Raw genomic sequence first — 26,265 nt, 5'->3', positions numbered from 1 at the left:
TATAAGTCAATTTAATTTTTAATTAATGATACTAAATCAACACTTACTAAACTTTTAGCTGCTAACGCAGGTATAACAGTATTTTCAGTTTGACCAGCAGCCAATACCACACTTACTGCTTGAGTTGCAGGCTGCCCGTTTATACGTATATAATTAACATTAAAATTAAATGTTGCTCCAAGATGATTTGAAGAAGAGGCAAAAACAAAGATAGAAAGCTCTTTGGTTGGCACTGCAAATTCAGTTTCATATGTAAAAGATACTGTACAAGTTCCGTTGGCATTAGCATTGGCTTGCCCATCTGTATTAAATTTGGTAAGCCCCAGGGCATCAGCATCTGCCTGAGAAACTGCTGAAGTAGCAGCGCCAACTACTTGATTATAAACTACAGTTGTCCCAGTTCCGCTTGCTCCGCAGTTATCCTTGGTAAACGATCCGCTTCTGGCAATACTTTTGAAAAGGCATATTCCGTTTGTATTAGCATATGCTTGTCCATTACTATCTACATCTGATTGTGCTAAAGCATCAGCATCAGCCTGAGAACCAATCGCACTATATTTTCTACTTGGAACTGAGTAGGTAACAGAACTTCCTGTTAAACCACCTGTACAATTATTTTTAACAAATACTCCTGATTTAGCTGCACTATAAAAAGTACACTCTGCAATATTATTTGCAAAATTTTGTCCATTTGCATCTATCTCTTTTTGAGCCAATCCATCTGCAATTGATTGTGAACCACCAGAACTATATTTAGCGGCAGGAACGTTGTAAACATATGTGCCCGGAGTACCATTAACCGAGCAATCGTTTCTGGTAAAGGTCTTGCTAATAGCAACATTATAATAAGTACAACTACCATTTGTATTCGCATTCGTCTGCCCATTGGTATTAAACAAAGTAAGCCCTTTAGCATCCGCATCGGCTTGAGAAATTGTTGAAATCTGAGCTCCTACTGCCTGGCTAAAAGTTACACTTGAACCAATTGCTGGCGCAACACAATTATTTTTGGTAAAAGATCCACTTCTCGCAATACTACTAAAAGTGCAAATACCATTAGTATTTGCATTAGCTTGTCCATTGGTATTAAATAGAGTAAGCCCTTTGGAATCTGCATCAGCTTGCGAAATTATTGATGTCTGAGCGCCTACTATTTGGCTGAAAGCTACACTTGAACCAACTCCGCCTGCGGCACAATTGTTCTTTGTAAACGATCCGCTTCTGGCAATACTGCTAAAAGTACAAGTACCATTTGTATTCGCGTTAGCTTGTCCGTTGGTATTAAATAAAGTAAGACCTTTAGAATCTGCATCTGCCTGAGAAATTATTGATGTCTGAGCGCCAACAGCCTGACTAAAGGCTACACTAGAACCAACTCCGCCAGCAGCACAATTATTCTTGGCAAATGAACCACTTCTGGCAATACTGCTAAAGGTACAGGTACCATTTGTATTAGCATTCGCCTGTCCATTATTAGTAACATCTGTTTGAGCTAATGCATCTGCGGCAGCCTGTGAAGTTGTTGAAGTATATCTTCCCGCAGGAACCGTATAAACAACTACTGAACCAACTCCGCCTGCAGCGCAATTATTCTTTGTGTATGAACCGCTCTTAACAATACTTGTAAACGTACAAGTACCATTTGTGTTCGCATAAGTTTGCCCGTTAGTAGTAACATCTGTTTGAGCCAGTGCATCTGCAGCAGCCTGTGAAGTTGCTGAAGTATATTGGCCTGCCGGAACGGTATACACCACTACTGAACCTACTCCGCCCACAGCACAATTATTTTTTGTATATGAACCACTTTTGACAACACTACTAAAAGTACAAGTTCCATTTGTATTAGCATTGGTTTGTCCGTTAGTATTGAATAAAGTAAGTCCTTTGGAATCTGCATCTGCTTGCGAAATCAATGAGGTTTGAGCGCCTGCTACCTGACTAAAGGCTACAGTAGAACCAACTCCGCCTGATGCACAATTATTCTTGGTAAACGATCCGCTTCTGGCAATACTACTAAAAGTACAGGTTCCATTGGCATTAGCATTGGCTTGCCCGTTTGTATTAAACAAAGTAAGCCCTTTAGCATCTGCATCTGCCTGAGAAACAATTGATGTCTGAGCACCAACAGCTTGGTTAAAGACTACACTTGAACCAACTCCGCCTGAAGCGCAATTATTCTTGGTAAATGAACCGCTTCTGGCAATACTGCTAAAAGTACAAGTTCCATTTGTATTCGCATTGGCTTGTCCGTTATTGTTAACATCTGTTTGAGCTAATGCATCTGCAGCAGCTTGTGAAGTTGTTGATGTGTAAGTACCTGCCGGAACCGTATAAACAACTGCCGAACCAACTCCGCCCGCAGCACAATTATTTTTAGTGAATGAACCACTTTTTACAATACTGCTAAACGTACATGTCCCATTTGTGTTAGCATTAGTTTGTCCATTATTGTTTACATCTGTTTGAGCTAATGCATCTGCAGCAACTTGTGATGTTGTTGAAGTGTATCTTCCAGCAGGAACCGTATAAACAACTACCGAACCAACTCCACCAGCAGCACAATTATTCTTTGTGAATGAACCACTTTTGGCAATACTCGTAAACGTACAAGTTCCGTTTGTATTAGCAAAAGTTTGTCCGTTATTGGTAACATCTGTTTGAGCCAATGCATCTGCAGCGGCTTGTGAAGTTGTTGAAGTATATTGACCTGCCAGAACAGTATACACCACTACTGAACCTGCTCCGCCTACGGCACAATTATTCTTGGTAAACGAACCACTTTTGACAATACTACTAAAGGTACAAGTTCCATTTGTATTAGCATTGGTTTGTCCGTTAGTGGTAACATCCGTTTGGGCCAGTGCATCTGCAGCAGCTTGTGACGTTGTTGAAGTATATCTTCCGGCGGGAACGGTATAAACAACTAATGAACCTACTCCGCCAGAAGCGCAATTATTTTTAGTAAATGAACCACTTTTGACAATACTTATAAATGTACAAGTTCCATTTGTGTTAGCATTAGTCTGTCCGTTAGTCGTAACATCTGTTTGCGCAAGTGCATCTGCCGCGGCTTGTGAAGTTGTTGAAGTATATTGACCTGCCGGAACGGTATACACCACTACTGAACCAACTCCGCCCACAGCACAATTATTCTTTGTGAATGAACCACTTTTGGCAATACTCGTAAACGTACAAGTCCCATTTGTGTTAGCATAAGTTTGTCCGTTATTGGTAACATCAGTTTGAGCTAATGCATCTGCAGCAGCTTGTGAAGTTGTTGAAGTATATTGACCTGCAGGAACCGTATAAACAACTGTCGAACCAACTCCGCCTGAAGCACAATTATTCTTGGTAAACGAACCACTTTTGACAATACTACTAAATGTACAAGTTCCATTTGTATTAGCATTGGTTTGTCCGTTAGTGGTAACATCAGTTTGGGCCAGTGCATCTGCAGCAGCTTGTGAAGTTGTTGAAGTATATCTTCCCGCGGGAACGGTATAAACAACTAATGAACCTACTCCGCCAGAAGCGCAATTATTTTTAGTAAATGAACCGCTTTTTACAATACTTGTAAATGTACAAGTTCCATTCGTGTTAGCATTAGTCTGTCCGTTAGTAGTGACATCTGTTTGAGCTAATGCATCTGCAGCAGCTTGTGACGTTGTTGACGTATATCTTCCTGCAGGAACCGTATAAACAACTGCCGAACCTACTCCGCCAGAAGCGCAATTATTCTTGGTAAATGAACCACTTTTGACAATACTGCTAAACGTACACGTTCCGTTTGTGTTTGCATAGGTTTGCCCATTATTGGTAACATCAGTTTGAGCAAGTGCATCTGCAGCAGCTTGTGAAGTTGTTGAAGTATATTGACCTGCCGGAACAGTATACACCACTGCAGAACCAACTCCGCCTGAAGGACAATTATTCTTGGTAAACGAACCGCTTTTGACAATACTACTAAATGTACAAGTTCCATTTGCATTCGCATTGGTTTGTCCATTAGTATTAAACAAAGTAAGTCCTTTGGCATCAGCATCAGCCTGAGAAATTATTGAAGTCTGAGCACCAACAGCCTGACTAAAAGCTACACTTGAACCAACTCCGCCTGCAGCACAATTATTCTTGGTAAATGAACCGCTTCTAGCAATACTGCTAAAAGTACAAGTACCATTAGTATTGGCATTAGCCTGTCCGTTAGTATTAAATAAAGTAAGCCCTTTAGCATCAGCATCAGCCTGAGAAATTATCGAGGTCTGAGCACCAACAACCTGGCTAAAAGCTACGCTTGATCCCACACCTCCCGCAACGCAATTATTCTTGGTAAAAGATCCACTTCTGGCAATACTGCTAAAAGTACAAGTACCATTACTATTAGCATTAGCCTGTCCGTTGGTATTAAACAAAGTAAGTCCTTTACTATCAGCATCGGCCTGAGAAATTGTAGAAGTCTGAGCACCTACAGCCTGACTGAAGGCAACACTTGATCCCACGCCACCTCCACAATTGTTCTTAGTAAACGATCCGCTTTTGGCGATACTTTTATATAAAATCACACTTGTAGAACTATTGTCACTACAATCAATCTGCTGCCCTTTATAGTTGTAACAATATTTTTCAAGAACATTCAAATCTTTATCCTTAACAAACTTTAATCGACCAAAATAATCATATTCATAGTAAGAAGTTATTTCTTTGGGATCTGTAATGCTTGTCACTCCAACAAGTGGATTATAAGTATACGTAGACATAAAAACATCCGGAAGTGATGCTCTAAATGTTTTTAACCCATTACGTAATAATTGTTCTGTACAATTTCCAGACAAACAATTATCATTGTCAGCATTTGAGAGTGTCTGTAAACTTGTTATTGTTTCCGGGGGAATTGTACTATATATTACATTTTCAAGTTTAGCAATAGGTTGTGTCTTATTATAACCCCATATAATAGAAACCGGCGTTCCGCTTTCAAGAGTATATTGTAAAATATTACCTCGATCATCATATTGATCATATGTGATTTTTTTTTCAAGGTTTCCTATATTGGGAACTAAAGGCAAAACATTAGGAAATTTAGCCGAATAAACCTCTTTAGGAAGTAGTATATTACTCGTAGAAGCATCCTTATTATAGATGGTTAATTGCTCAGATACTTTGGTTCCTCCCTTAGAAGTTTGTACATCTAAAGGAATACCAATCATATTTGCTGCTTTTAATTCATTTATAAATGGTTTACCTACCATTTCTAAATCTGATGCATAACTATATTTTGTTTCTAATGTCTGTCCATTTGAATTTACAGTAGTTTGCGATGTTAACTGCAAGTGAGCCGGATTACTGTAATTATAATTTATTGTACTTACTAGTGTTCCTGTTAAACTATTTGAATCATTATAAAAATAATTTGACACTTCTGAAGTCTTTTGATAAAACCACGGAATTGGAATATTATAATCTGCTAAAACATAAGAACTTGATAATGACTGAGGAACTTGACAATCCCATAATGTTGACAAAATTTCCGGTTGCTGCTGTGGGTTTGCATTCTCATTCACATCAATAAATGATCTTCGCGTTAATTTATAACCTTTTATATAAGCTATTTTTGAATTATCATCGAAATAAGTGTTTTTTTCTTTTCTAACAACATAGGTTTTGCTTCCAACTGTTCTGAAATCCTTTTTTTCTAAAATTTTACCTCTTCGGAATCCTAAATTTGCTTGTATTCCAATATCAGATCGAAACCAATCCGCATCAGTAGTAAATTCATAATCAGTATACATTTTTTCAGATGTAGCAGTATTTGTAGAAATTTCTTTGACATATCTGTAAACCACAGAATTAGATTCAAATCCCTGCTTAGATCTGGAATTTATGTAATAACCTTTTGTATAATCTACCTTAGGAATAATTTTAGGAAAGTTAGGATCACTATCTTCTGTTCCGCATACTCCTTGTGTGAAATTTGCAAATGAATTAGAAATAAAATCAACCCCTAAATTATTAACAAGATTTCCACTACTTATTGTATTATTATCTTTATCATTATATTCGTATGCTTTTTTCAAAAGAAGCGTATTGTTTGAATCATAACTTTCGATGCTTTGGATTCTTAAACCTGAAGATATTATGTTTTTAGGAGTTAAATCTTCGTCAGTGTAATTTAAGGATGCATCAATTCTCATATCAGCACCATAAGATTCTAAGACTATACTATAATCTCCACCTCTTAACGCCAAAGACAATGTTGTTGTTCTTTTTTCATTTATTTTTCCTGAATCATAGAGTAAACCATCATAATAAACATAAATCCTGCAGTATTTATATTTTATATCTTTAGTATCAGTACTCCCGTTATTTGTTACCGTATAGGTTAAAAAATTACTTTTTGGATTTATTATTCTGAAAAAAATAGCTTTATATTTCAAACAATCGCCGGCAATACAATTTTGTCCTTCATAATCATGTTCTCCATCTGCATCCGGTAATTGTGGTGGAGCTGGATTGTCTGCATCACTTACACCGGTAAGTGATGATTCTCTTTTTTGTATTACGTATTTATTTAATTGATCAATACCATAAAACATATTTGTTTCATAATTAAAACGTGTTAACCCTTTGGTAGGATAATGAATCTCTTTTAAAATCCCAGCCTCTATAGTTGCCGGATTGACTTCCCTTCTGGCAGAACCAACTGTTTTTTTTTCCGGATCAGTGATAATATGTTCAGGAATTAGACTAAAATTGTAAACTCCATTATAATATCCAAAAAAATCCTGTGATTTCGAATCTTTTATGGGCAGCTTTATATCTGAATATATAAACTCATGCCCGGCTAAAGGATCTAATTCATACATTCTATCAAGTTTTAATCTTTTATATTTGTAAGCATCCGTACCTGTTTGATCTGCATTAAAATAAGAATACTCAAAAAATACCTTTTTTACTAGATTAAACCCATCAGTAGTATTTTGGCTAATTTTTATATTATCAAGATATCCATTTTGATTTACCAAATCCAACCTTCCTTTCTTGAGTTCAAATTCTACTTTAGTCTGATCATTGTTAAATGTAATTTCTTTTATCTTTTTTGTAGTTGTAGTTGTATTTTCATTACTTTTTCTAATTTGTCCAATAAGTTGTGTCTGAGTTGCGCCCAGGCTGCATCCACAATTTTTCCCTTCTTCGATTACTCCGATACTTTCAGATTCACTGTAGTCAATTATTTCACCATCATCCTGATAGGTAAATTTTATTTTATTATTTTTTGAAGTTATAATTTGATCAACATACCACGCACTTGTATACTCATCATGATGAGTTAAAGCTCTTACTGATTTCTCGACAGTACCTGTAAAAAGATATTTATTTCCTAATTTATCTGTAATTGTAAAATTTGCAATATGAATTCCATCACCGCCTATTTCAACCTTAAAAGCATCTGGTGGAAAAATTACTGGACTACCTTTATCTATATAAAAACTCCCATTTACGGTAGGTGATGAAAGAGAATAAACATCCTTTACTCTCGATTTTTCGTATTCTTTTAAGAGAGTGTTCGTAAACCCATAAGGATGATCAAGCATAAACTGTTTTATAAATGCCGGATCTCTTTGTGTGTTATCAATTTCTGCATCACTTTCATCAACGCTGTCTCTGGAATTTAAAATAATTTGAGCGCCTGCATTTAAGTTCCATCCCAAACCTACCCAAGTCGCTTCCTGACTGACTTTAATTCCTGAAGCATGATAACTTAAAGATATTGGAATTTCAAGATCATCAACTTTAATACTATAGACGGGCAAAGATATACCAGGTACTCCCGTAGAAAGATCAACAGGGTATTCTCCATATTTTAAAAAAGCTGATGCTTCAGGAGACTTTGGCGTAAAATCTGGAGCTTTGAATCCGTCACCTGGTGTAGTTTGTGCTACAATTTTTATAGAAGTCAGTAAAATCATTATTAAAAAATAAAAGATTTTAATTTGACTTTTTATAGTTGTTATATACATTTTTGTAATTCTATTATATCTTATTTACTTGTTATTCTTTTTATCACTTTTACAGATTCTGTTTTTACATCTGTTTTAATATTGATGATGTAAATTCCCTCTGCATAGGCACTTAAATCAACCGGTACTGTCCTGCTTGAAATACTGAAATTTTGAAGCGTTCTACCTGTCATATCCACAACACTGGCTGTTCCTGAAGTAAAATCGTAACCTATAATAACATTTGTATATGTCGATACCGGATTTGGAATGGCTTCTATACTTGATTTAACTTTTTCGATTTTTGTTTTGTCTTTCAACTTTACAACCCAAAAATCACTACCCCCAATATTGGAGTTTTTATCTTTTGAAGCGCCTGAATTAGACGTTCCTGCCATCAAATATCCTCCATCGCGGGTTTCTATCAATTTTCTAAGAATATCCTCGCCTGCACTTCCAACGGTTTTATTCCACAATTCCTCTCCTTTTTCATCAATCTTTAAGGCGATATAATCATTGATTCCGTCTTTTTCTTTGACAGCCACATTGGTTAATTTTCCAACGATTCCCTCTCTTGGAACTCTTCTTTCACTTTGGGCATATCCGCCAATTAAATACGTATGATCTTTGTTTTCTACCAATGAGGTCAAAATATCCACTTTTCCAAAATCATAGGTTTTACTCCATACAACTCCTCCTTCTTCATCTAGTTTCAAAACCCAATAATCAGTGCCGCTTCCAACTATTCCTCCCAATGAAGTAAGTGGGTTTGTACTGTTTGAATTTGCTCCAATAATATATCCGCCATCAATTGTCTGGTGAATTACATAAGGCTGGTCATCACCTTCTGCTCCATAAGAATTTTGCCATTCTATTTCTCCAACATCATTTATTTTTAAAACCCAGACATCTCCAACTCCTTTATTGCTTTCCGTTTTATCACCAGATCGTGATGAAGTGGAATATCCCGCCAGAATAAAACCATTGTCTGTTGTTTGCTCCATACTTCTTAGTAAGTCTGCATATTCTCCTCCGTAAGTTTTTTGCCACTCAATAACACCTTGTTTGTCCAATTTTACAACCCAGTAATCCATGTTGCCTCGACTTTTTTCTGATTTACTGTACAAATCTGCTTTGGTAGTTGTCAGGGACTTTGCATCAGGTTTAATATCTGAAATAGAGACAGGGCTGGAGCTTGAAGATCCTCCTAAAATATAACCTCCGTCTCTGGTCTGAAAAGCGCATAACAATTCATCTGAGCCATTGCCGCCAATTGTTCTTTGCCACTGCTCAGCTCCGGAAGCATCTAATTTTATAACCCAAAAATCAGTAAGTCCTTTACAATCTTCTGCTTTTTGAAAACCTGTTCCTGAACTTGAAGTTCCTGCCAGAATAAATCCACCATCTTTTGTGTTTTTGATACTTTGAAGTAAATCAAATCCACTTCCTCCAAAACTTTTCTGCCAGTCAAGTTCTCCCTTTTCAGTCATTTTCCACACCCAATAATCAAGATCTCCATGATTATCATCTGATTTATTTCCTGTTTTATTAGATAATGAACTTCCTGCCAAAATAAAACCATAGTCGGCTGTTGGCTGTGCGTCAAAAAGATAATCAGCATGTTGTCCTCCATATGATTTTTCCCAAAGAATATCTTGAGAATAAGTAATTAATGGCAATAAAAGAGGAAGGAGTAGGTAAAGTTTTTTCATACGCATTTTAGATTTCAAACTGTTTTTTGGCTGCAAATCTAGACGATGAGTATGTTAAAATTTTACGGGTTTCCACATTTTGAAAATAATTTCCTTAACCCTCAAAAAAACATGAGCAAAGACGCCACTTTAAGGCTGATAAAAGTTATCAACCTAGTTACTTTTTTTGAATTAAACTTATAGAATGGCTCGAGAATGTCTCATTTAAGACTAATTATGACAAAGCTTCAGATTTCGTAAAACTTTTTTTGTATTATTATTTAATCAAGCAGAAAAAAGTCAGGAGACTTTATTAGATTTATAAGTTCAAATAAAATAATTGTGAAAAGTCAGAAACATTAGCGCAGCTTTTCAAAAGAAGACTTCAGAGAGAGGAAAATTAAATTCGTATATTTTTACAGGAAAACATTGAAAGAAAATTATGAGAATATTTGATTATTTATATTATTGTTTATTCAGGATGTTTGCATCAATAAAAAGAGTGGGAGAAAAAGATGAGAATTTGGCAGCGATATTTTTTTCTGTTTTATTATCAACTCATTCTTTAATGATTTTGTTTCTACTACGATATATTTCTCCAAAAGGTTATTTTAGTTTATTCCCTTATAATCTCTTATTAAAATACCTGATTGGATCAGTTTTTTTAATTTGGTATTTTATATGTAGCTATTATTTTTTAAAGAGAGAAAACTACAAACGAATATTATCTTTTTATGAAAGCTTGTATAAAGGAAAAAACAAAAGAATGGCGTTAATTGGGGTTTTATATTCTTTGACTACATTTCTTATTTTTTATATGACCGCCGTCTATCTTGCTAACGGGACTTATTTTTAAAAAAGGTATTAATTGCTTATCAAATTTTCATAAAAATTACAATTTACAAGAATACAACAAAACCCTTAATTTATAGGCTTTTGTTTTTTTCAGAAGACTTATTCTTGAGCCATACTAATGCCTGGAATAGAATCCTTTTGCTTATCATATTGTCATTATAAAAAATAAGAAATGCTGAAAATTTATTATAAAATATGTGTTGACACTATTTTTAAATCTCAAAACATAAACAAAGAAGACTGGAAGTTTAACACTATAATGTTCTTATCCGGATTTTTAGGTTTGATACTTATATCCTTAAGTATCTTCATTAAAAAAATTTTACCTGACTATATTACTTTTTCAATATATCCTGAAAACTATACCATGAAAAGCTTAGATCACAAATTAGAAGTTATTGTACTCTATTTTATTCCCTCTATAATCATAAATTATTTTTTAATACTCTATAACAAAAGATATGAAAAATTGCTCGCTACTTATAGGGCAAATAATGGACGATACATGATTAGATTTATGATTTTCAGTTTGTTTGTTTTCTTAATATCAGTGTTTATATAAGTATTAACTTCCACTTGTAAAATTGAACAAAAGCAATTAAAATTATGATTTTATTAAAAGCCTATCAGTACTTCTTTTATAAATTGTATCGATTCTATGAAGCATCAATATATTCAAAATGGTGGAGCGAATGGAAAGCTTATGTAACAATGCTGGCATTAAGCATCTGGAGTTATTCGGCAATAGAAATATCATATCATTATCTTTTCAATATTCCACTTAAATCATCAAATTCAATTATAGACATTTCAACTTTAGTATTTGCTTTTGCTATTAGTGCTCTCAATTGGTTTTTATTTGTCTATCAAAATAAATGGAAAGCTATTGTAATTAACTTTGATAAATTGTCAAAAAAACAAAATAGAATTGGCGGTATCATAGTCTGGGTAGTAATTATTTTAATTCTATTTTTTTATTGGATTTACTCAATTCCATTATTAGGTAAAATAACCTATAACTAATCCTTACTTTTAATTAGACTTAGATCCTTTTCTTAACGCCACAAATCATATTTATTATACCTAAAAATTAAAAAAATGTATCAAACAATACAGAATTTACCTATAGACTATCAGTTTGATAATAAAACTAAAGAGGAACTAAAACTATATGGAATTTGGTTTAAAGAAAACAAAGATGACAGAATAAATCATTTAATAGAAATAGTAAAAACAACACCAAGCTTTGAAGATTGGAATGTAGATTTTACACCAAATTCCTTAAATGAGCTAGGAAGATGGTTTTATCAAAATTTAGAAACCGTGAAACTTACAGAAGAACAATACTTTAATAAAAGGTCCCAAATACCAAATTATATAGAAATAGAAGATTGGGATCTATCAATTAAAACTCGTTCTCTAATTGTAGATATAGGGCTTTATTTTGGAGAGGTTTTTATTTATACACATAAAGAATTAATATGGAAACAATATTTTTCTAAAAGTAAAAAAGACATGAATAATGGCCATATGGTAGTACCAAAATTTGGAAAATTAGAACTAAATCCTATATTGGTAATAATGGGCACCGCTTGGGGATTGGCTAGAAAAAAATATGATGGCAAAAGATTGTATGATTTATATAAAATTTGGGAAAACTATCTTTAAATTATAAATCCTTCCCTCTCCAAAGTTTTTCTGACAAAATACTACGCAAACTTCTCTGACTTTCTAAAATTTCAACCAACAAAAAAAGCCTTTCAAATGAATCTCTTCATAGAAAGGCTTTTTTAACAATAAAACTAATTAATTAAACTTCTGTAATTTCCAGGACTACGCTGGATTCGACTTTAGACGAAGAAACTCTTAAACCAACATTCATTAGATAATCTCCTGTAAAGGATTCGCCGGATTCTTCGAGAGTTTTCTTTGCTTCGGGCATTAGGTTTATTTCATCGACTTTGTAGGTTTTATTTGGATCTAAACCTTGAAAACGAACCAAATTATATTGTGGATCATAAAGCGGATGAAGCGTGTAAGAGAACAATACTGCCTTGCTTTTTGCTTCATTTACATACATTAATACGGCGCGGCTTTCGTCATAAGGCGAGACAATTCGATACATGTCTCCGTGCCAGATTACGGGACTTAATCGCTTGTAATTGGCAACTGCATCCTGACAATATTTTAGTTCTTTTTCTTTAAGTTCCTTTATATTAATATCAAAACCTAACTTGCCCATCATCGCGACATCGGTTTTGAATTTAATGGATTGATTTCCCCATGAAGTTACGTGATTACAAATCGCAAAGGCAGGAAAAAATTGCGAATATCCCCATTGAATAAATACTCTGTTGAACGGATCTGTATTATCACTTGCCCAGAATTCGGTAAAATATTTCAGGAATCCGTAATCCGTTCTGCCTCCTCCACCGGCGCAAAGCATCATTGGCAAATTTGGATATTTGGTCTTAATTCGGTCTAAGACTTTGTACAAACCTTTGGTATATTCGATAAATAAATGCGATTGCTGATTCTTTAAATATGTCGAATATGCGTTTGTCATCATTCGGTTGCAATCCCATTTAAAAAAGGCTACACCCGAATTGGTTTGCATAATATCGTCTACTGTTTTGAATACAAAATCCTGCACTTGCGGATTGCATAAATCCAAAACCAATTGGGTACGATAATAACTTTCTGGTCTGTTTGGTAATTTCAAAACCCAATCCGGATGTTTTTCATACAATTCACTTTTAGGATTTACCATTTCAGGCTCAATCCAGATTCCGAATTTTACTCCTGTTTTTTCTGCTTCCTGCATCAGGAAACCTAAACCGTTTGGCAATTTTGTTTTTGTTGCCTGCCAATCTCCAAGACCAGATTTATCGCCACTTCTTGGATATTTATTCCCAAACCAGCCATCGTCTAACAAGAACATATCAACGCCCAATGTTTTTGAATCGGCAAACATGTCTGTTAGTTTCTTTTCGTCAAAATTAAAAAATGTAGTTTCCCAATTGTTTAGTAAAGTCAAGCGAGGTTTTTCTCCATCTTTAACTCCGTATTTTCTTGCCCAAGTATGTAAGTTTCTACTCGCCTGCCCTTTTCCTTTATTCGAAAAAGTATAAATAAAAGATGGCGTTGTAAATGCTTTTCCAGATTCCAGGCTGTATTCTGAAGCAAACGGATTGATTCCGGAACTTATTCGAAGGGAATTTTTATTGTCTAATTCAAAAGCAAACTTAAAGTTTCCGGACCAGGCAATTGTTCCTGCAATAAGTTCTCCCGAAGTTTCGTTGGCTTTTTCGTTAAGCGATAAAAAGAAAACCGGCGTTTGGTACATATCTGTGCGAACTCCCAATTTTGAGTCGATTACTTTTGTACCGCTGGTTAATTCGCTTTCCTGCATGCGAACTTCTTTTGCCCAATCTCCGTGAAATTGTGTTAACCAATAATGATCGGCATCAAAATGCAACATCGACGATGCATAATTGTATAACATAACTGGCTTTTTTTCGTGATGCACAATTTCTGTCCATTGCTCAATAATATTCTCATTATAAAAAGCTTTGTAATGAAGCGTAACTTCTACAGGATATACCGGATCTTTTAGTTTTATAATAGTTTCGGTAGTATTTGCATCAATTTTATCGGTACGATGACTTACATAATTTAATTCCAAAGAAGGATTTCCATCATTATGAGTCATTCGAATTGCCGATTCAAACAAATTTTCTGTTCCATAGGTTGGATATGTCTGATGTCTAAGATTTACCAAAGGATTTCCATCGTTTATGACAAATGACTTTGTATTTTCTTTCGAAAGTGTATTATAAGCCAAATTATCTTTGAGTTTCGTTCCTAAATACGATTGATAAAGTATGCCATTTTTTGCCGCTTTTAGAATCAGAGCTGTATTTTGAGTTTCGATCTGAATTTGGCTTTCTTGTGCATTAACTTTACAAAACAGAGTTGTAAATGCTAATAGAAATAGTATTCTTTTCATAAAATTTATTTGATAATATTCTGTGGTTATTTCTTATTTATAGTTGGTAAAATTCTTTGGAATTGGCATTCTTTTCTAAATCAAAAACATTGCTGATTTGTTTTAAAACAACACTAAATTTTATACCTAAAACAGCTCTTAAACGGCATTAAAAATCAATTTACAAAAATGAGCTTCAATATTATTTTACTTAAATCTAACCAATTATATTATTGAATTCATAATGTAGCATGCTCTATTCTTTCTTTATTTTATTAATTTAAGAAAAATTGAAATTCAAAAATATAACAACAGAACCTTCATTCATACCTGTACCTACCAGTTTATTTTCGAGCATTGCAAAAAGCTTTTTTTTCTGAAACAATACTCAATTTTTAAGAAATTTTATTCTGATACTATATTATCCACTTTTGATAATTGAAAAGAGAATTTTAAGTATTAAAGGAAAAATTCAACGACTCATGATTTTATAATCAGCGAAGAAAAAAAGAGTGTTTTACAATAGTAAATTTCCCAAATCATAAAACTCACAAAAGAGCATTATTTTCGGGAGTTTTTCAAATAATGTGATTTTAACACTTTTTGCTTTTTTCCGAAGTAAAAATCTCATCCTTTCTTCTCTCTTAGTAGCGATAGAATCATGTTCTGCTATTATAAAAAATCAGAAAATTCTACCAATATGTCCTTTTCTCTATTTTGTAGATTATATTCATATATTATCCACTTTATTTTTCATATTCTTTTATTTAATACTTGTTTTTTAAACATATCTCAAAAAAACTGGTAGGTACTGGTATAGACAGATATTGAAACATATATACTTTTGGATCTCACATTTGTCTCTTTTTCGCAAACGATCTGCAAGTACTCCACGCATCTTGTTTGGTTCTGAAAAAAAGAAACGGAACAAATCTGACAAATTAGAGAATTCATTACTAACCAAAAACCATTATTAGAAAATCATGAAATTACTAACCAAAGACAAACCAACAACCGATTGGCTTTCTGCAGAAATCTGGAAGGTTACCAAACTAACCTCCGGATTTTTATTAGCCATGACATTACAAGTTTCTGCTGCGACAGAAACTAAAGAGACTAAATTTTTCCTGAAGTTTAATAACTCCAAACTCACTAAGAGCAATGTAACAGCTAAAAATTCGTCTCTTTCTGAATTGACAAAAAAATCAATCATCTCATTCAAAGAGCAAAAAACAATTAAAGGAAAAGTAACAGGTCCTAAAGGTGAGCCACTTCCGGGAGTGAACATTGTTATTAAAGGAACTCAAATTGGTGTTTCTACTGATTTTGATGGTAATTTCGTCATTGATGTTCCAGACTCCAATACCATTCTTGTTATTTCGTTTACGGGTTTTGTAACGAAGGAAGTTTTGGCTTCTAATGCTTCGAATATTCAACTTGAAGAACAAAACCAAACTTTAAATGAGGTTGTTGTTGTAGGATACGGGACTCAGAAAAAAGGTTCTACAACGGGTGCAATTGCATCTGTAAAAGGTACTGTATTAACAACAAATGCTTCTGCAAACGTTTCAAACGCAATTGCCGGACGTATGTCTGGAGTAATTGCCAATAACCGTTCCGGAAGACCTGGCGATGACAGCTCAAGCCTTTTGATTAGAGGATTTAACTCGTTTGGAGGCGGTACAAGTCCACTTGTAGTTGTAGATGGTATTCCGGATCGGGATTTGAACAGAATTAATCCTGATGATATCGAATCGGTTACGGTTTTGAAAGATGCATCGGCTGCAATTTATGGAGTTCGATCTGCAAACGGAGTTATTTTGGTTACAACCAAAAGAGGTAAAGTTGGAGCTCCAACAATCAAAATCGATGGCTCGTATGGAATTCAGCAATTAACGAGAATGGACGAAAGGGTTAATTCGTGGCAATATATGACGTATTATAACGAACTGAATGCACATAAAGGAACTACACTTCCTTATACTCCCGCGGAAATCGATAAGTACAAAGCAGGAAATGACCCAAATTATACCAGTACAAACTGGCTTAAAGAAGTGTATAGAAAAGATGCGCCTCAGTCTAATGTTTCTCTTTCTGTAAATGGCGGTAACGATCAGGTTAAGTACTTCTTTTCAGGCCAATATTTGAATCAGGAAAGTAATCTTAGAAATAGCGACGAAAGATACAGACAGTTTAACTTAAGGTCGAATATTGATGTTAATATCTCTAAAAATTTAAAGGTTAATCTTGATATTTCAACTCGTCGAGAAGACAGAACATATCCTGCGGTAAGCATTGGAAGTATTATGCATGAAACCGTTAGTATGTATCCTTTTATTCCGGCGTATTGGAAAAACGGCCTTCCATCTTCGGGAATTGCAAATGGTAGAAATCCTATTTTAATGTCTTCTTCGGCTGCTGGTTATGACAAAGTTTTGAACTTAATCGTAAATCCAAAAATAGGTTTTGACTTAAAATTACCAAAAATTACGGAGGGACTTTCGCTAAGCGGATATGCTGCATTTGACTACAATGTTCGCAGCGAGAAAAAATTTACTAAACCTTGGGATGCTTATTCTTACGACAAAACGAATGATAGTTACAATAACGTAAAAAATAGTACGGCAATAACCAGTGTTATGCAAGATGAGCAAATTACGAATCAGAATACTTATTTCGCAAAATTAGCTTACGATCGTAAATTCAACAAACATGGTTTTAATGCTTTTGTGGGATATGAACAAACTACAACTGACAAAACCGAAACATATGCTTACAGAAGAGATTTATTGAGTGATCAATTAGATCAGATTTTTACAGGAGGAACTAAAGGACAAAATGCAACCGGCGGCGCTTATCAGGACGGAAGAGAAAGTTTCTTAGGTCGTCTTGCTTACAACTTTGACAATAAATATTTCGCCGAAGTTACTGCCCGCTATAACGGATCATTCAACTTCCCGTCTTCGACTCGTTGGGGATTGTTTCCATCAGTTTCTGCAGGTTGGAAAATATCTGAAGAACCATTTTTCAAAAACAATATTAAAGCAATTGATCAACTTAAAATAAGAGCTTCCTGGGGAAAAATGGGTAATGATGATTTGGGAGAATGGATCAATGGCGTGTTTTATCCAAACCAATATCTTTTCTTAACAAGATATCAGTTAACTACAAATCAGCAGAATTACAGCTATTTTGGCTCCGATTATATCTTAAACAATAGTATCTATCTTTCGTCTACGCCTAACCCAAATATTACTTGGGAAGTACAATATTCTACAAATATTGGATTTGATTTTGGATTCTTAAATAACAAATTAACCGCAACTTTTGACTATTTCAATAACAAAAGATCTGATATTTTAACGGCTAGAAATGCATCTGTTCCTTTATATACAGGATTGGCGCTTCCTAAAGAAAATATTGGAGAAACGGTTAACAGAGGTGTTGACTGGTCTTTAAATTATGCTGATAACACGCATAATTTTAAATACAGTTTAGGTTTTAATCTTACTTATGCACAAAGTGAAGTCCTGTTTCGTGACGAAGCTGCGAACATTCCGGAATGGCAAAAATCAACTGGAAAAGCGATCGATTCCTGGTTAGTTTTCCAAACAAATGGTATTTATCGTACGCAGGCTGATGTTGATAATTCGGCTCATTTTGAAGGTGCAAAACCCGGAGATCTTTGGGTAAAAGATACAGATGGCGATGGTAACATAACGTCTAATGATAAAGTTAGAATTCCGCAATCGGCAACGCCAAAAATCGCTTACGGTATTCCGATGAGAGCAGAATATAAAGGTTTTTCTATCGACTTACTTTGGACCGGACAAGCAAAAGCAAAACAAATGATATTGCCGCAAGCGCAAGGAGCAATCGTAGCGCCGCCAACATGGTTGTACAACGACAGATATACAGCTGATAATCCTAATTCTAAATATCCTGTAGCATTCAACGATTCTGATAATAGAAATAATATTCCGGCTGATTTTTGGCTGAGAGATGCGTCTTTCTTTCGATTAAAATCATTAGAAGTATCTTATGTATTACCAAATAAAGCGCTTTCGAGATTTGGAGTATTGAATATGAGAGTTTACGCCGGAGGAACAAATTTGTTTTCTATCGACCATATGAAACAATACAACTTAGATCCTGAAACAAATAATACAACAGGAGTTAATTATCCGCAAACCCGTATCTACAGATTGGGTGTAACTATTGAATTATAATGTTGCCACAAAAAAAATATCCAGACATGAAAAATTATATAAATAATAACCGAATCAATATAAAAAAGAAGGTGTTTATCCTTGCCTCTTTTTTTATCGCAATCACCTCTTTTATATCCTGCAGCGAAGATCCTTTAGACAAAATTCCTTTGGATTCTTATACAGATGCAACGGTTTGGAGTGATTTGAAACTTGCCGAAGCTTTTGCAAACAATCTCTATAATGTTTTGCCAAGCACGCAACACAATTGGAACAATAAAACAAATCGCAGCTGGATTTTATCTACAGCTTGTGACGAAGCTTTTAATAATTTTAATGATTATGACATTTGGACCGTAAATTCAGGAGCATTAACACCAGATAACGCAAGTGATTTTGATATCTGGAAACCTACATATGCTACGATTCAAAATTGTAACATCTTTTTATCTAGAATTGATAACGTTCCAGGTGACGAAGAAACTCGCAAGAGATTAAAAGGAGAAGTAATTTTCTTAAGAGCTTACGCTTATTTTAAACTTACGAGCGATTACGGAGGAGTTCCACTTATTACAGTTCCTTTTGATCTAAACAGTAATTTTAAAGTTGATCGCAGTACTTATGACCAATGTGTTGATTTTATTGTGACAGAATTAGACAAATCTGCTGAGTTATTGCCTTTAACGACTTCTAGTCTTGGCAGAATCACTAAAGGCGCTGCACTTGCCATCAAATCAAGAGCATTACTTTATGCCGCAAGTCCGCAATGGAATACAACAAATGATATTGCTAAATGGAAAAAAGCGTCTGATGCTGCAAAAGCTGTTATCGATTTGAATATTTATCAGCTTTATGATAAAAAGTATGAAGATCTTTTTACGACCAATAATTCAGAAATTATTTGTTCTCGTTTGTCTAGTAAAGATCCACAATGGAGTGCTTTTAATGGTGTAGAAATGTTTAATTCTCCGAGTGGTTTTCACGGTTGGGCAAATTTCGCTCCAAGCCAAAGTCATATTGATGCTTATGGAACTGCTGACGGAAAAGACATTACAGATCCTACATCTGGTTATAATCCTCAGAAACCTTATGTAAACAGAGATCCGCGTTTTTACAAAAATATTGTATATGATGGACGCGCTTATGGAAAACCAGAATTTTGTCAAGATCGTTACGATGCCGGCAGTTCAAATAAAGCTGAGTTTTACGAAGGCGGTTTAGATTCTCCGCAAGGATGGGATACCTGGAATGCGAGTAAAACACGTTACACTTTCCGCAAATATTGTGATACAACATACAATTACAATAACGAAACACAAACCAACAAAGCCTGGATTATTTCTCGCTTAGGCGAAATTTATCTGAATTATGCCGAAGCGCAATTTAAACTTGGTAATGAAGGTACAGCAATTCAATATCTAAACGCAATCAGACAACGTGCAGGAATAACAGGTCCGTTGGCAGGTTTGACGGGAACAGCCTTAGAAAATAAAATTCGCAACGAAAGACAAGTTGAATTGTGTCTGGAAGGATTCCGTTATTATGATGTTCGCCGTTGGAAAATTGCCGAAGAAACCGAAAACAAACCTTTGATGGGCGTAATTATTACCAAAAATGGCGACGGTTCAAAAACCTATACTTATACAAAAGTTCAGGACAGAATTTTCAAACCTCAACATTATTTATTACCAATTCCAAGGGATGAAACCAACAGAACCAGTTTAGTTCAGAATCCGGGTTATAATTAGAATTTTCTTTTATACTTTAAATTAATTATCAGTGTCATGGTAATAGTCGATCAACAAAACTGATAATTCCGCAAACCCACTCTATCAATTGTGTGGGTTTACTTTTAAAATTTATAGCGGTAAAATAATCTTAGATCAAAAAAATTACCGCCAGCCACAAGAAAGATGACAACGAGAATTCTAATACATTTGTTGATGTCCAGATAATTTCAGGACAAAAAACAAGTACATTTTTCAAATATTAACTGAATTAGTAAATTAGTAATAAAAACTTATCCAAAAAAAACAACACGTTCAAACACTACAAACAATGGATAAGAAAGAGTTGGCGGTAATTATTTAACACATTTAAAAAATAAATTTAATGAAGAGATCATTTCAGAAAAAACGAAAACACATTCTATTTGTCTTTGTTGCTTTTTGCTTCATGACAAATAAAACATTTTCGCAAGAAGATCGCCGTTGGCAAATGGATAAAGATGGTTCTATTTCCTGGCAAATAAACAACAACATTGCGCATGACGATCATATCGAAATGAGCGGCAAAAAAATCTCTTGCGTTCTAAGATATGGTGTTGGAACAGATGGTTCTTTTCATGCTACCCGAAGTTTGGTTTGGCCAATGCTCAGAACAATCCCAAATAATACTCACGCAAGTTTAACACGCCAATTTGCGCAAGACGCATTTGATTTGGTAGCCGTAAATTATAAACCTATTGCGGCAGAAAAAGTGATTTCGCTTAACCTAAACGGAACATTACTTGTAAAAAGTAAAGCAGGAAATACACTTGAATTAACAAGACAATTTTTTCCGTCGACAACATTGGCTGGTTATTGCGAAATTTATACGCTTAAGAATATTTCTGAAAAAACCTGCGCAATTGAAATTCCAAAATCAAATGCTGTTTATAACACAGATTCCGCAAAAGGAACAGAAGGCAGTTATGCTTTGCATGTAGATCTTTTTAATTCGGGAAGCTTTAATCTGAAGCCAAATGAAACTATTAGTTTTTCGGTTTTTTACTCTGGTGTTAAAGCAAACGAACAAGTTCCTGTTGTAAATGTTGAGGAAGAAAAAAACAATCGTCTAAAATTAATCCATGAAATCTGGGACAAACTTATATTAGAAACGCCTGATGAGGTTTTGAATACCGAATTTGCTTTCGCCAAAATCAGAGCTGCCGAAAGTATTTTTGAAACCAAAGGCGGTCCAATGCATGGTCCCGGCGGAGAATCTTATTATGCTGCAATCTGGGCAAATGATCAAGCCGAATATATTGGTCCTTTCTTCCCTTATTTAGGATATGAATATGGCAATCAGGCATCTTTAAATGCGTATTTGCAATTTGCAAAATTCATGAACAAAGAATACAAACCTATTCCAAGTTCGATCGTTGCCGAAGGAACTGATATTTGGGCCGGAGCCGGAGATCGCGGTGACGGAGCGATGATTGCTTATGGAGCTTCGCGTTACGCACTTTCGAGAGGAAACGTAAATGAGGCCAAACAATTATGGCCATTGATAGAATGGTGTCTGGAATATTGTCATAGAAAATTAAATTCTGATGGCGTTGTAACTTCAGATTCTGATGAACTCGAAGGGCGTCTTCCTGCAGGAAAAGCCAATCTTAATACTTCGTCTTTATATTATGATGCGCTCAACTCGGCTGTTTATTTAGGTGAAGCTTTAGGCGAAAACCAAACACAACTTAAAGCCTATAAAGCTGAAGCAGAAAAATTGAAAATTGCCATTGAAAAGTATTTTGGTGCTAAAATAGAAGGTTTTGAAACCTACAAATACTACAAAGGAAATGACGTTTTAAGAGCCTGGATTTGTACGCCGCTTACTATGGGAATTTACGATCGAAAAGACGGAACTATTGACGCCTTATTCTCTCCAAGATTGTGGACAAAAGATGGTCTTGCCAGTGTTGCAGGCGACAAAATATTTTGGGATCGCTCTACGCTGTATGCTTTAAGAGGCGTATTGGCAGCCGGAGAAACTGACAAAGCATTAGATTTTTTACATTATTACTCGAACCGTCGTTTATTGGGCGATCACGTTCCTTATCCTGTAGAAGCATATCCTGAAGGCGATCAACGTCACCTTTCGGCAGAAAGCGGTTTGTATTGCCGAATTTTTACAGAAGGATTATTCGGAATACGTCCAACGGCCTTGCACAGTTTTGATTTCACGCCACGACTTCCTAAATCCTGGTCGTCAATGAAAATGCGTCATATAAATGCATTCGAACGAGATTTCGACATTACCGTAGAAAGAACCGATAAGAAACTAAAAATAACAATATCCGAGGGCAAAAAAGTAATTGTAAATAAAGTTATTAAAGACGGAGATACGGTAAATATTAGTCTTCAATAGGTTTTGTATTTTTTAAATATTTGGAAAATGAATAATCGATTTTAATATGAAAATGGTGTAGTCCCTACAAACAAATATCAAATCATTAATAATTAAGATATCACCATCAACAATTTGTTCCATCGGAACATTTCATCGGTAACCCCAATAAAGACACGTTTTTTTTCGTTCCAGAGGAACGTTTGGCTACTAACGTTATAAAAATATAAACGCATGAAATTTTGCCAAACATCCCTACGGGACGATATTGAACCGTAACCCTTTTTTCTACCGATGAAATGTTCCGATGGAACAAAAATGGTTCTGCAAATATCTGTCTTAAATTGAAAGCTCAATGAGCTTATTTGTTTAGTTTTAAAACACGCTGTTAAAATTCTGGTTTTTCAAAACCGCTTCGACTTCAGAACCTAAGTATTGATATATTTTATTGTTTAAAAAATTCCCCATGCTAATTCGTTTTACACCCGCATTTTGCAACGTATTAAAATCTGGTAAATCAGGCATACACATTACATTTATTGGCAATTTTGTTGCTTTTGTAAGCGCTTCTATATCTTCGCCTTTTGTAACACAAGGAAAAAACAATCCGTGAACTCCTATGGTTTCATAAGTCCTTATTCTTTTCAGAGCTTCGTTTAGACTATCCGGTAATCCCAATAAAAAAACATCAGATCTAAGATTGATAAAAATCTTGATATTTTCTTTCGAAAGTTCTTCGGCGACAGCCTTAATTTTTTGAGCAAATGATTCTGCATCAACAATAGTTCTTACTCCTTGTTCGACTACAGAATCTTCTATATTAATTCCCGAAACGCCAATCTTATTCAGTTCTTTAATATTTGACACAATTTCTGCAACTGTTTTTCCATAACCGGCTTCCAAATCTACAGAAAGTGGCGTAGATACTGACGCTGCAATACGTTTTGTAATAAACAGATATTCCTCAAAACTTATTTCTTCGCCATCAGCATATCCAAGTGTTTCTGCAATTGCGTAGCTTGAAGTTCCTAAGGCTTTGAAACCTAAATCTTCCATTTTTTTCGCACTTTGTACATTCCAAACATTACCAATCAACAAAGGTTCTTGCTGATCGTGTAATTCTTTAAACTTTTGAAAATGATTCGTCATATTGTATAATTTTATAAAAAAGGGCAATTCTAATTTCTGTTTTTTATTTAATTAATTTCAGTTTCTTTAATCTCCGAAATCACGATATCATCAGCATCAAGAGCATTTAAAAAATCTGTAGCATCAAATGCTTCTCCCAATGTTGTAACACCTTGTTTTTCTATTTTTCCGGTCAGAATTCTTTTCAAAGCTTCAACAATCAAAGGCGCTGTTACAGCATAAATATCAATTCCCTGAGCTGTAATACTTCTGCTTTTATTGCCTTTTGTAGCGACAACTTCCATACAAAAAATTTGATTAGATCTGTTTTTTTCATCCGCAGCTTTAGGTTCCGGCGTTTTATCATTTCTAATATCAGTCAACGAATTTTGACTCAAATAAGTATTAATTGTATTGACGTTTATATGTCTCGAAATCGTAATTATTTCCGAAAGCGGAACCGTTACTACTTCTTGTGTTTCTATTGGTTCTGGAAAATCCCAAACTTTAGATTTCACCTCCAAAACTGGTTGTAGACTATTGTTTGCATACATAAATCTTTGATAATGATTGCGTTCTCCAGTCAATCGAGTTCCTTTTGTAGGATGCCAGGAATCCAAGCCTATATAACTTGAGATTTCATCGACCTGATCCCAGTCTTTAGTAAGTGTTGTGCTCAATAAATCTCCTAAACCACCATAAAATGCTGCGGCTGGAATTATAGTTACATTGGCAGTTTTTGCCTGTTCAGAGAATTGCTCAAAGATGTCCAAAACCGCTTTTTGCTCCGCACTTACATCAAGATAATGTTTCCCTAATCGTAGCGCAGATTGAATAATAGGTTCTGCTGTGTCTAAAAATGGACCTGCGCAGTTTACGATTATTTCGGCATCGGCAAAAGCCTTATCTAAAGATTCAGGTTGATTGATGTCAGCCACTTTTGTGATTAAATCCGGATAATCTTTGCTTAAAGCATTCAACTTATCAGCATCGCGTCCGCTAAGAACAGGTTTGAAACCTTGTTGATAAAGCTGAGCAACTAAAAATTTTCCTGTGTGACCGTAAGCGCCGTATATTACTATTTTATTTTCCATAAAAGGGGTTTTGGTATTTTAGGTTTAGTTATTGTATTTTATAATTTGCGGTTACTGCTAAAAGAATCGCGGAACATTTTCCAGCCTTCAGGAGTTTTTTTCCAAAGTACCAGAAATTTACCATCGTCAAACAATTCGCCTTTGGCATTAAAAGATTGCCACAAACCTTCTTCGGTTACATATTCGATTCCGTCGCCATATACCGCCGTTGTAATAAATTTGCCATTTCTCATTCCGTAGCTGTCATAAGCCGCTCTAAAGAATTTTGCGGCAGCGTCATGACCACACATTTGTACTGAATTTGGCGCCATAATACAGGCATCTTTTGCATAACGATTGATGAAAATCGAAGAATCATTTTTTACGAATGATTCAAAATAAATCGCATTACTTTCTGCGATTGCTTTTTTAGCTTCTTCTAAACCTGTATTCTGAATTTCCTTTTTTTGATCCTTGCAAGACAATAGCATTGCAAGAACAACTACTGAGATAAATAACTTGTTGTGCATGATAATTATTGTTAATGTTACAGGACAAAATTCAGATTATGCAGATAAAGAAATGGTGATGTAAGTCACTTTTTTAAAAGAGGAAAATTTATCTTTTCAAACGGCTTAATGTTTCCCTTGATACACCTAAATAAGCGGCTAATTTTCGTTTTGAAATTCTTTGTATCAAATCCGGGTATTCTTTCAATAAGAGGTTAAAACGCTCAGTAGCATCGTTGGTCATATAAGTAAGAAGTCTTTTTTGCTGTTTTACAAAACTATCGTTGGCTTTTCGCCGAAAAAAATTTTCCATCTTAGGAATGGCTGCACATAATTTTTCTCTGTTCTCGAATGAAATCGAAATCGCCTCAGTTTGTTCCAGACAAACAATATCAAAAATGGCAATTGTCTGGTTGTAAAAAGCTTGTTGATCTGTAATCCAACAACCTTCATTGGCAAATTGCATAATGTGTTCTTTGCCCAAATTATCTATATAATTAGACACCGCAAGACCTTTAGAAATCCAATAAGTGTGGTTTACTTTTTCGCCTAGTTTTGCAAGATTATCTCCTTTTTTGAAGGTAATTTTTGAAAAATAAGACATTATATCATCAAATTCTCCTTCTGTTATAGAAGAAAACTTTGCAATATGTTTATAAAAGAGGTAAAATTCAGACGTCTCGTTCAACTTTGTATAGTTTATATTCTTAGC

12 protein-coding genes are annotated in these 26,265 nt (G+C 34.8%); 5 read left to right on the top strand and 7 right to left on the bottom strand.

From position 1 onward, the window contains the following. Window positions 1-11 precede the first annotated feature (11 nt). Complete coding sequence (locus CLU81_RS17620; RefSeq protein WP_099711010.1) at window positions 12-7,964, bottom strand: S-layer family protein; 7,953 nt, start codon at window positions 7,962-7,964, stop codon at window positions 12-14. 71 nt (window positions 7,965-8,035) lie between these two features. After that, a complete protein-coding gene (locus tag CLU81_RS17615; RefSeq protein ID WP_099712797.1) occupies window positions 8,036-9,706 on the bottom strand; it encodes a T9SS type A sorting domain-containing protein in 1,671 nt (556 codons plus the stop codon). A gap of 1,440 nt (window positions 9,707-11,146) precedes the next feature. Here CLU81_RS17615 and CLU81_RS17600 point away from each other — a divergent pair. Both CLU81_RS17600 and CLU81_RS17595 read left to right on the top strand, forming a co-directional pair. Beyond that, window positions 11,147-11,563, top strand: coding sequence for a hypothetical protein (locus CLU81_RS17600; RefSeq protein WP_099711007.1), 417 nt, complete (start codon window positions 11,147-11,149; stop codon window positions 11,561-11,563). A gap of 75 nt (window positions 11,564-11,638) precedes the next feature. After that, window positions 11,639-12,208, top strand: coding sequence for a hypothetical protein (locus CLU81_RS17595; protein ID WP_099711006.1), 570 nt, complete (start codon window positions 11,639-11,641; stop codon window positions 12,206-12,208). A 142-nt stretch (window positions 12,209-12,350) separates the two neighbouring features. On the opposite strand, the gene CLU81_RS17590 is transcribed toward CLU81_RS17595, so the two are convergent. Then, window positions 12,351-14,549: an alpha-galactosidase gene (locus CLU81_RS17590; protein WP_099711005.1), complete on the bottom strand. Its 2,199-nt coding sequence runs from the start codon at window positions 14,547-14,549 to the stop codon at window positions 12,351-12,353. 962 nt (window positions 14,550-15,511) lie between these two features. Here CLU81_RS17590 and CLU81_RS17585 point away from each other — a divergent pair. The 3 genes from CLU81_RS17585 (at window position 15,512) to CLU81_RS17575 (ending at window position 22,864) form a co-directional block, all read left to right on the top strand. Beyond that, window positions 15,512-18,757 (top strand): TonB-dependent receptor, encoded by a 3,246-nt coding sequence (locus CLU81_RS17585; RefSeq protein ID WP_099711004.1) that lies wholly within the window; start codon window positions 15,512-15,514, stop codon window positions 18,755-18,757. 26 nt (window positions 18,758-18,783) lie between these two features. Beyond that, complete coding sequence (locus CLU81_RS17580; protein ID WP_158235346.1) at window positions 18,784-20,484, top strand: RagB/SusD family nutrient uptake outer membrane protein; 1,701 nt, start codon at window positions 18,784-18,786, stop codon at window positions 20,482-20,484. Window positions 20,485-20,848: 364 nt separating this feature from the next. After that, entirely contained in the window at window positions 20,849-22,864 is a 2,016-nt protein-coding gene (locus CLU81_RS17575) for a hypothetical protein (protein WP_099711002.1), read from the top strand. 354 nt (window positions 22,865-23,218) lie between these two features. On the opposite strand, the gene CLU81_RS17570 is transcribed toward CLU81_RS17575, so the two are convergent. The 4 genes from CLU81_RS17570 to CLU81_RS17555 form a co-directional block, all read right to left on the bottom strand. After that, window positions 23,219-23,992, bottom strand: a complete 774-nt coding sequence (locus tag CLU81_RS17570) for an isocitrate lyase/phosphoenolpyruvate mutase family protein (protein WP_099711001.1) — start codon at window positions 23,990-23,992, stop codon at window positions 23,219-23,221. A gap of 47 nt (window positions 23,993-24,039) precedes the next feature. Beyond that, a complete protein-coding gene (locus tag CLU81_RS17565) occupies window positions 24,040-25,065 on the bottom strand; it encodes a trans-acting enoyl reductase family protein (RefSeq protein ID WP_099711000.1) in 1,026 nt (341 codons plus the stop codon). Between the two features lie 38 nt (window positions 25,066-25,103). Further along, entirely contained in the window at window positions 25,104-25,574 is a 471-nt protein-coding gene (locus CLU81_RS17560; RefSeq protein WP_099710999.1) for a DUF4440 domain-containing protein, read from the bottom strand. 88 nt (window positions 25,575-25,662) lie between these two features. Further along, entirely contained in the window at window positions 25,663-26,241 is a 579-nt protein-coding gene (locus CLU81_RS17555) for a Crp/Fnr family transcriptional regulator (protein WP_144444517.1), read from the bottom strand. Between the last annotated feature and the right edge of the window lie 24 nt (window positions 26,242-26,265).

Source organism: Flavobacterium sp. 9, from assembly GCF_002754195.1.
In the GTDB taxonomy this organism is placed as follows: domain Bacteria; phylum Bacteroidota; class Bacteroidia; order Flavobacteriales; family Flavobacteriaceae; genus Flavobacterium.
Note: the sequence above shows the minus strand (reverse complement) of the source record. Positions and strands in the feature narration are given on the sequence as shown.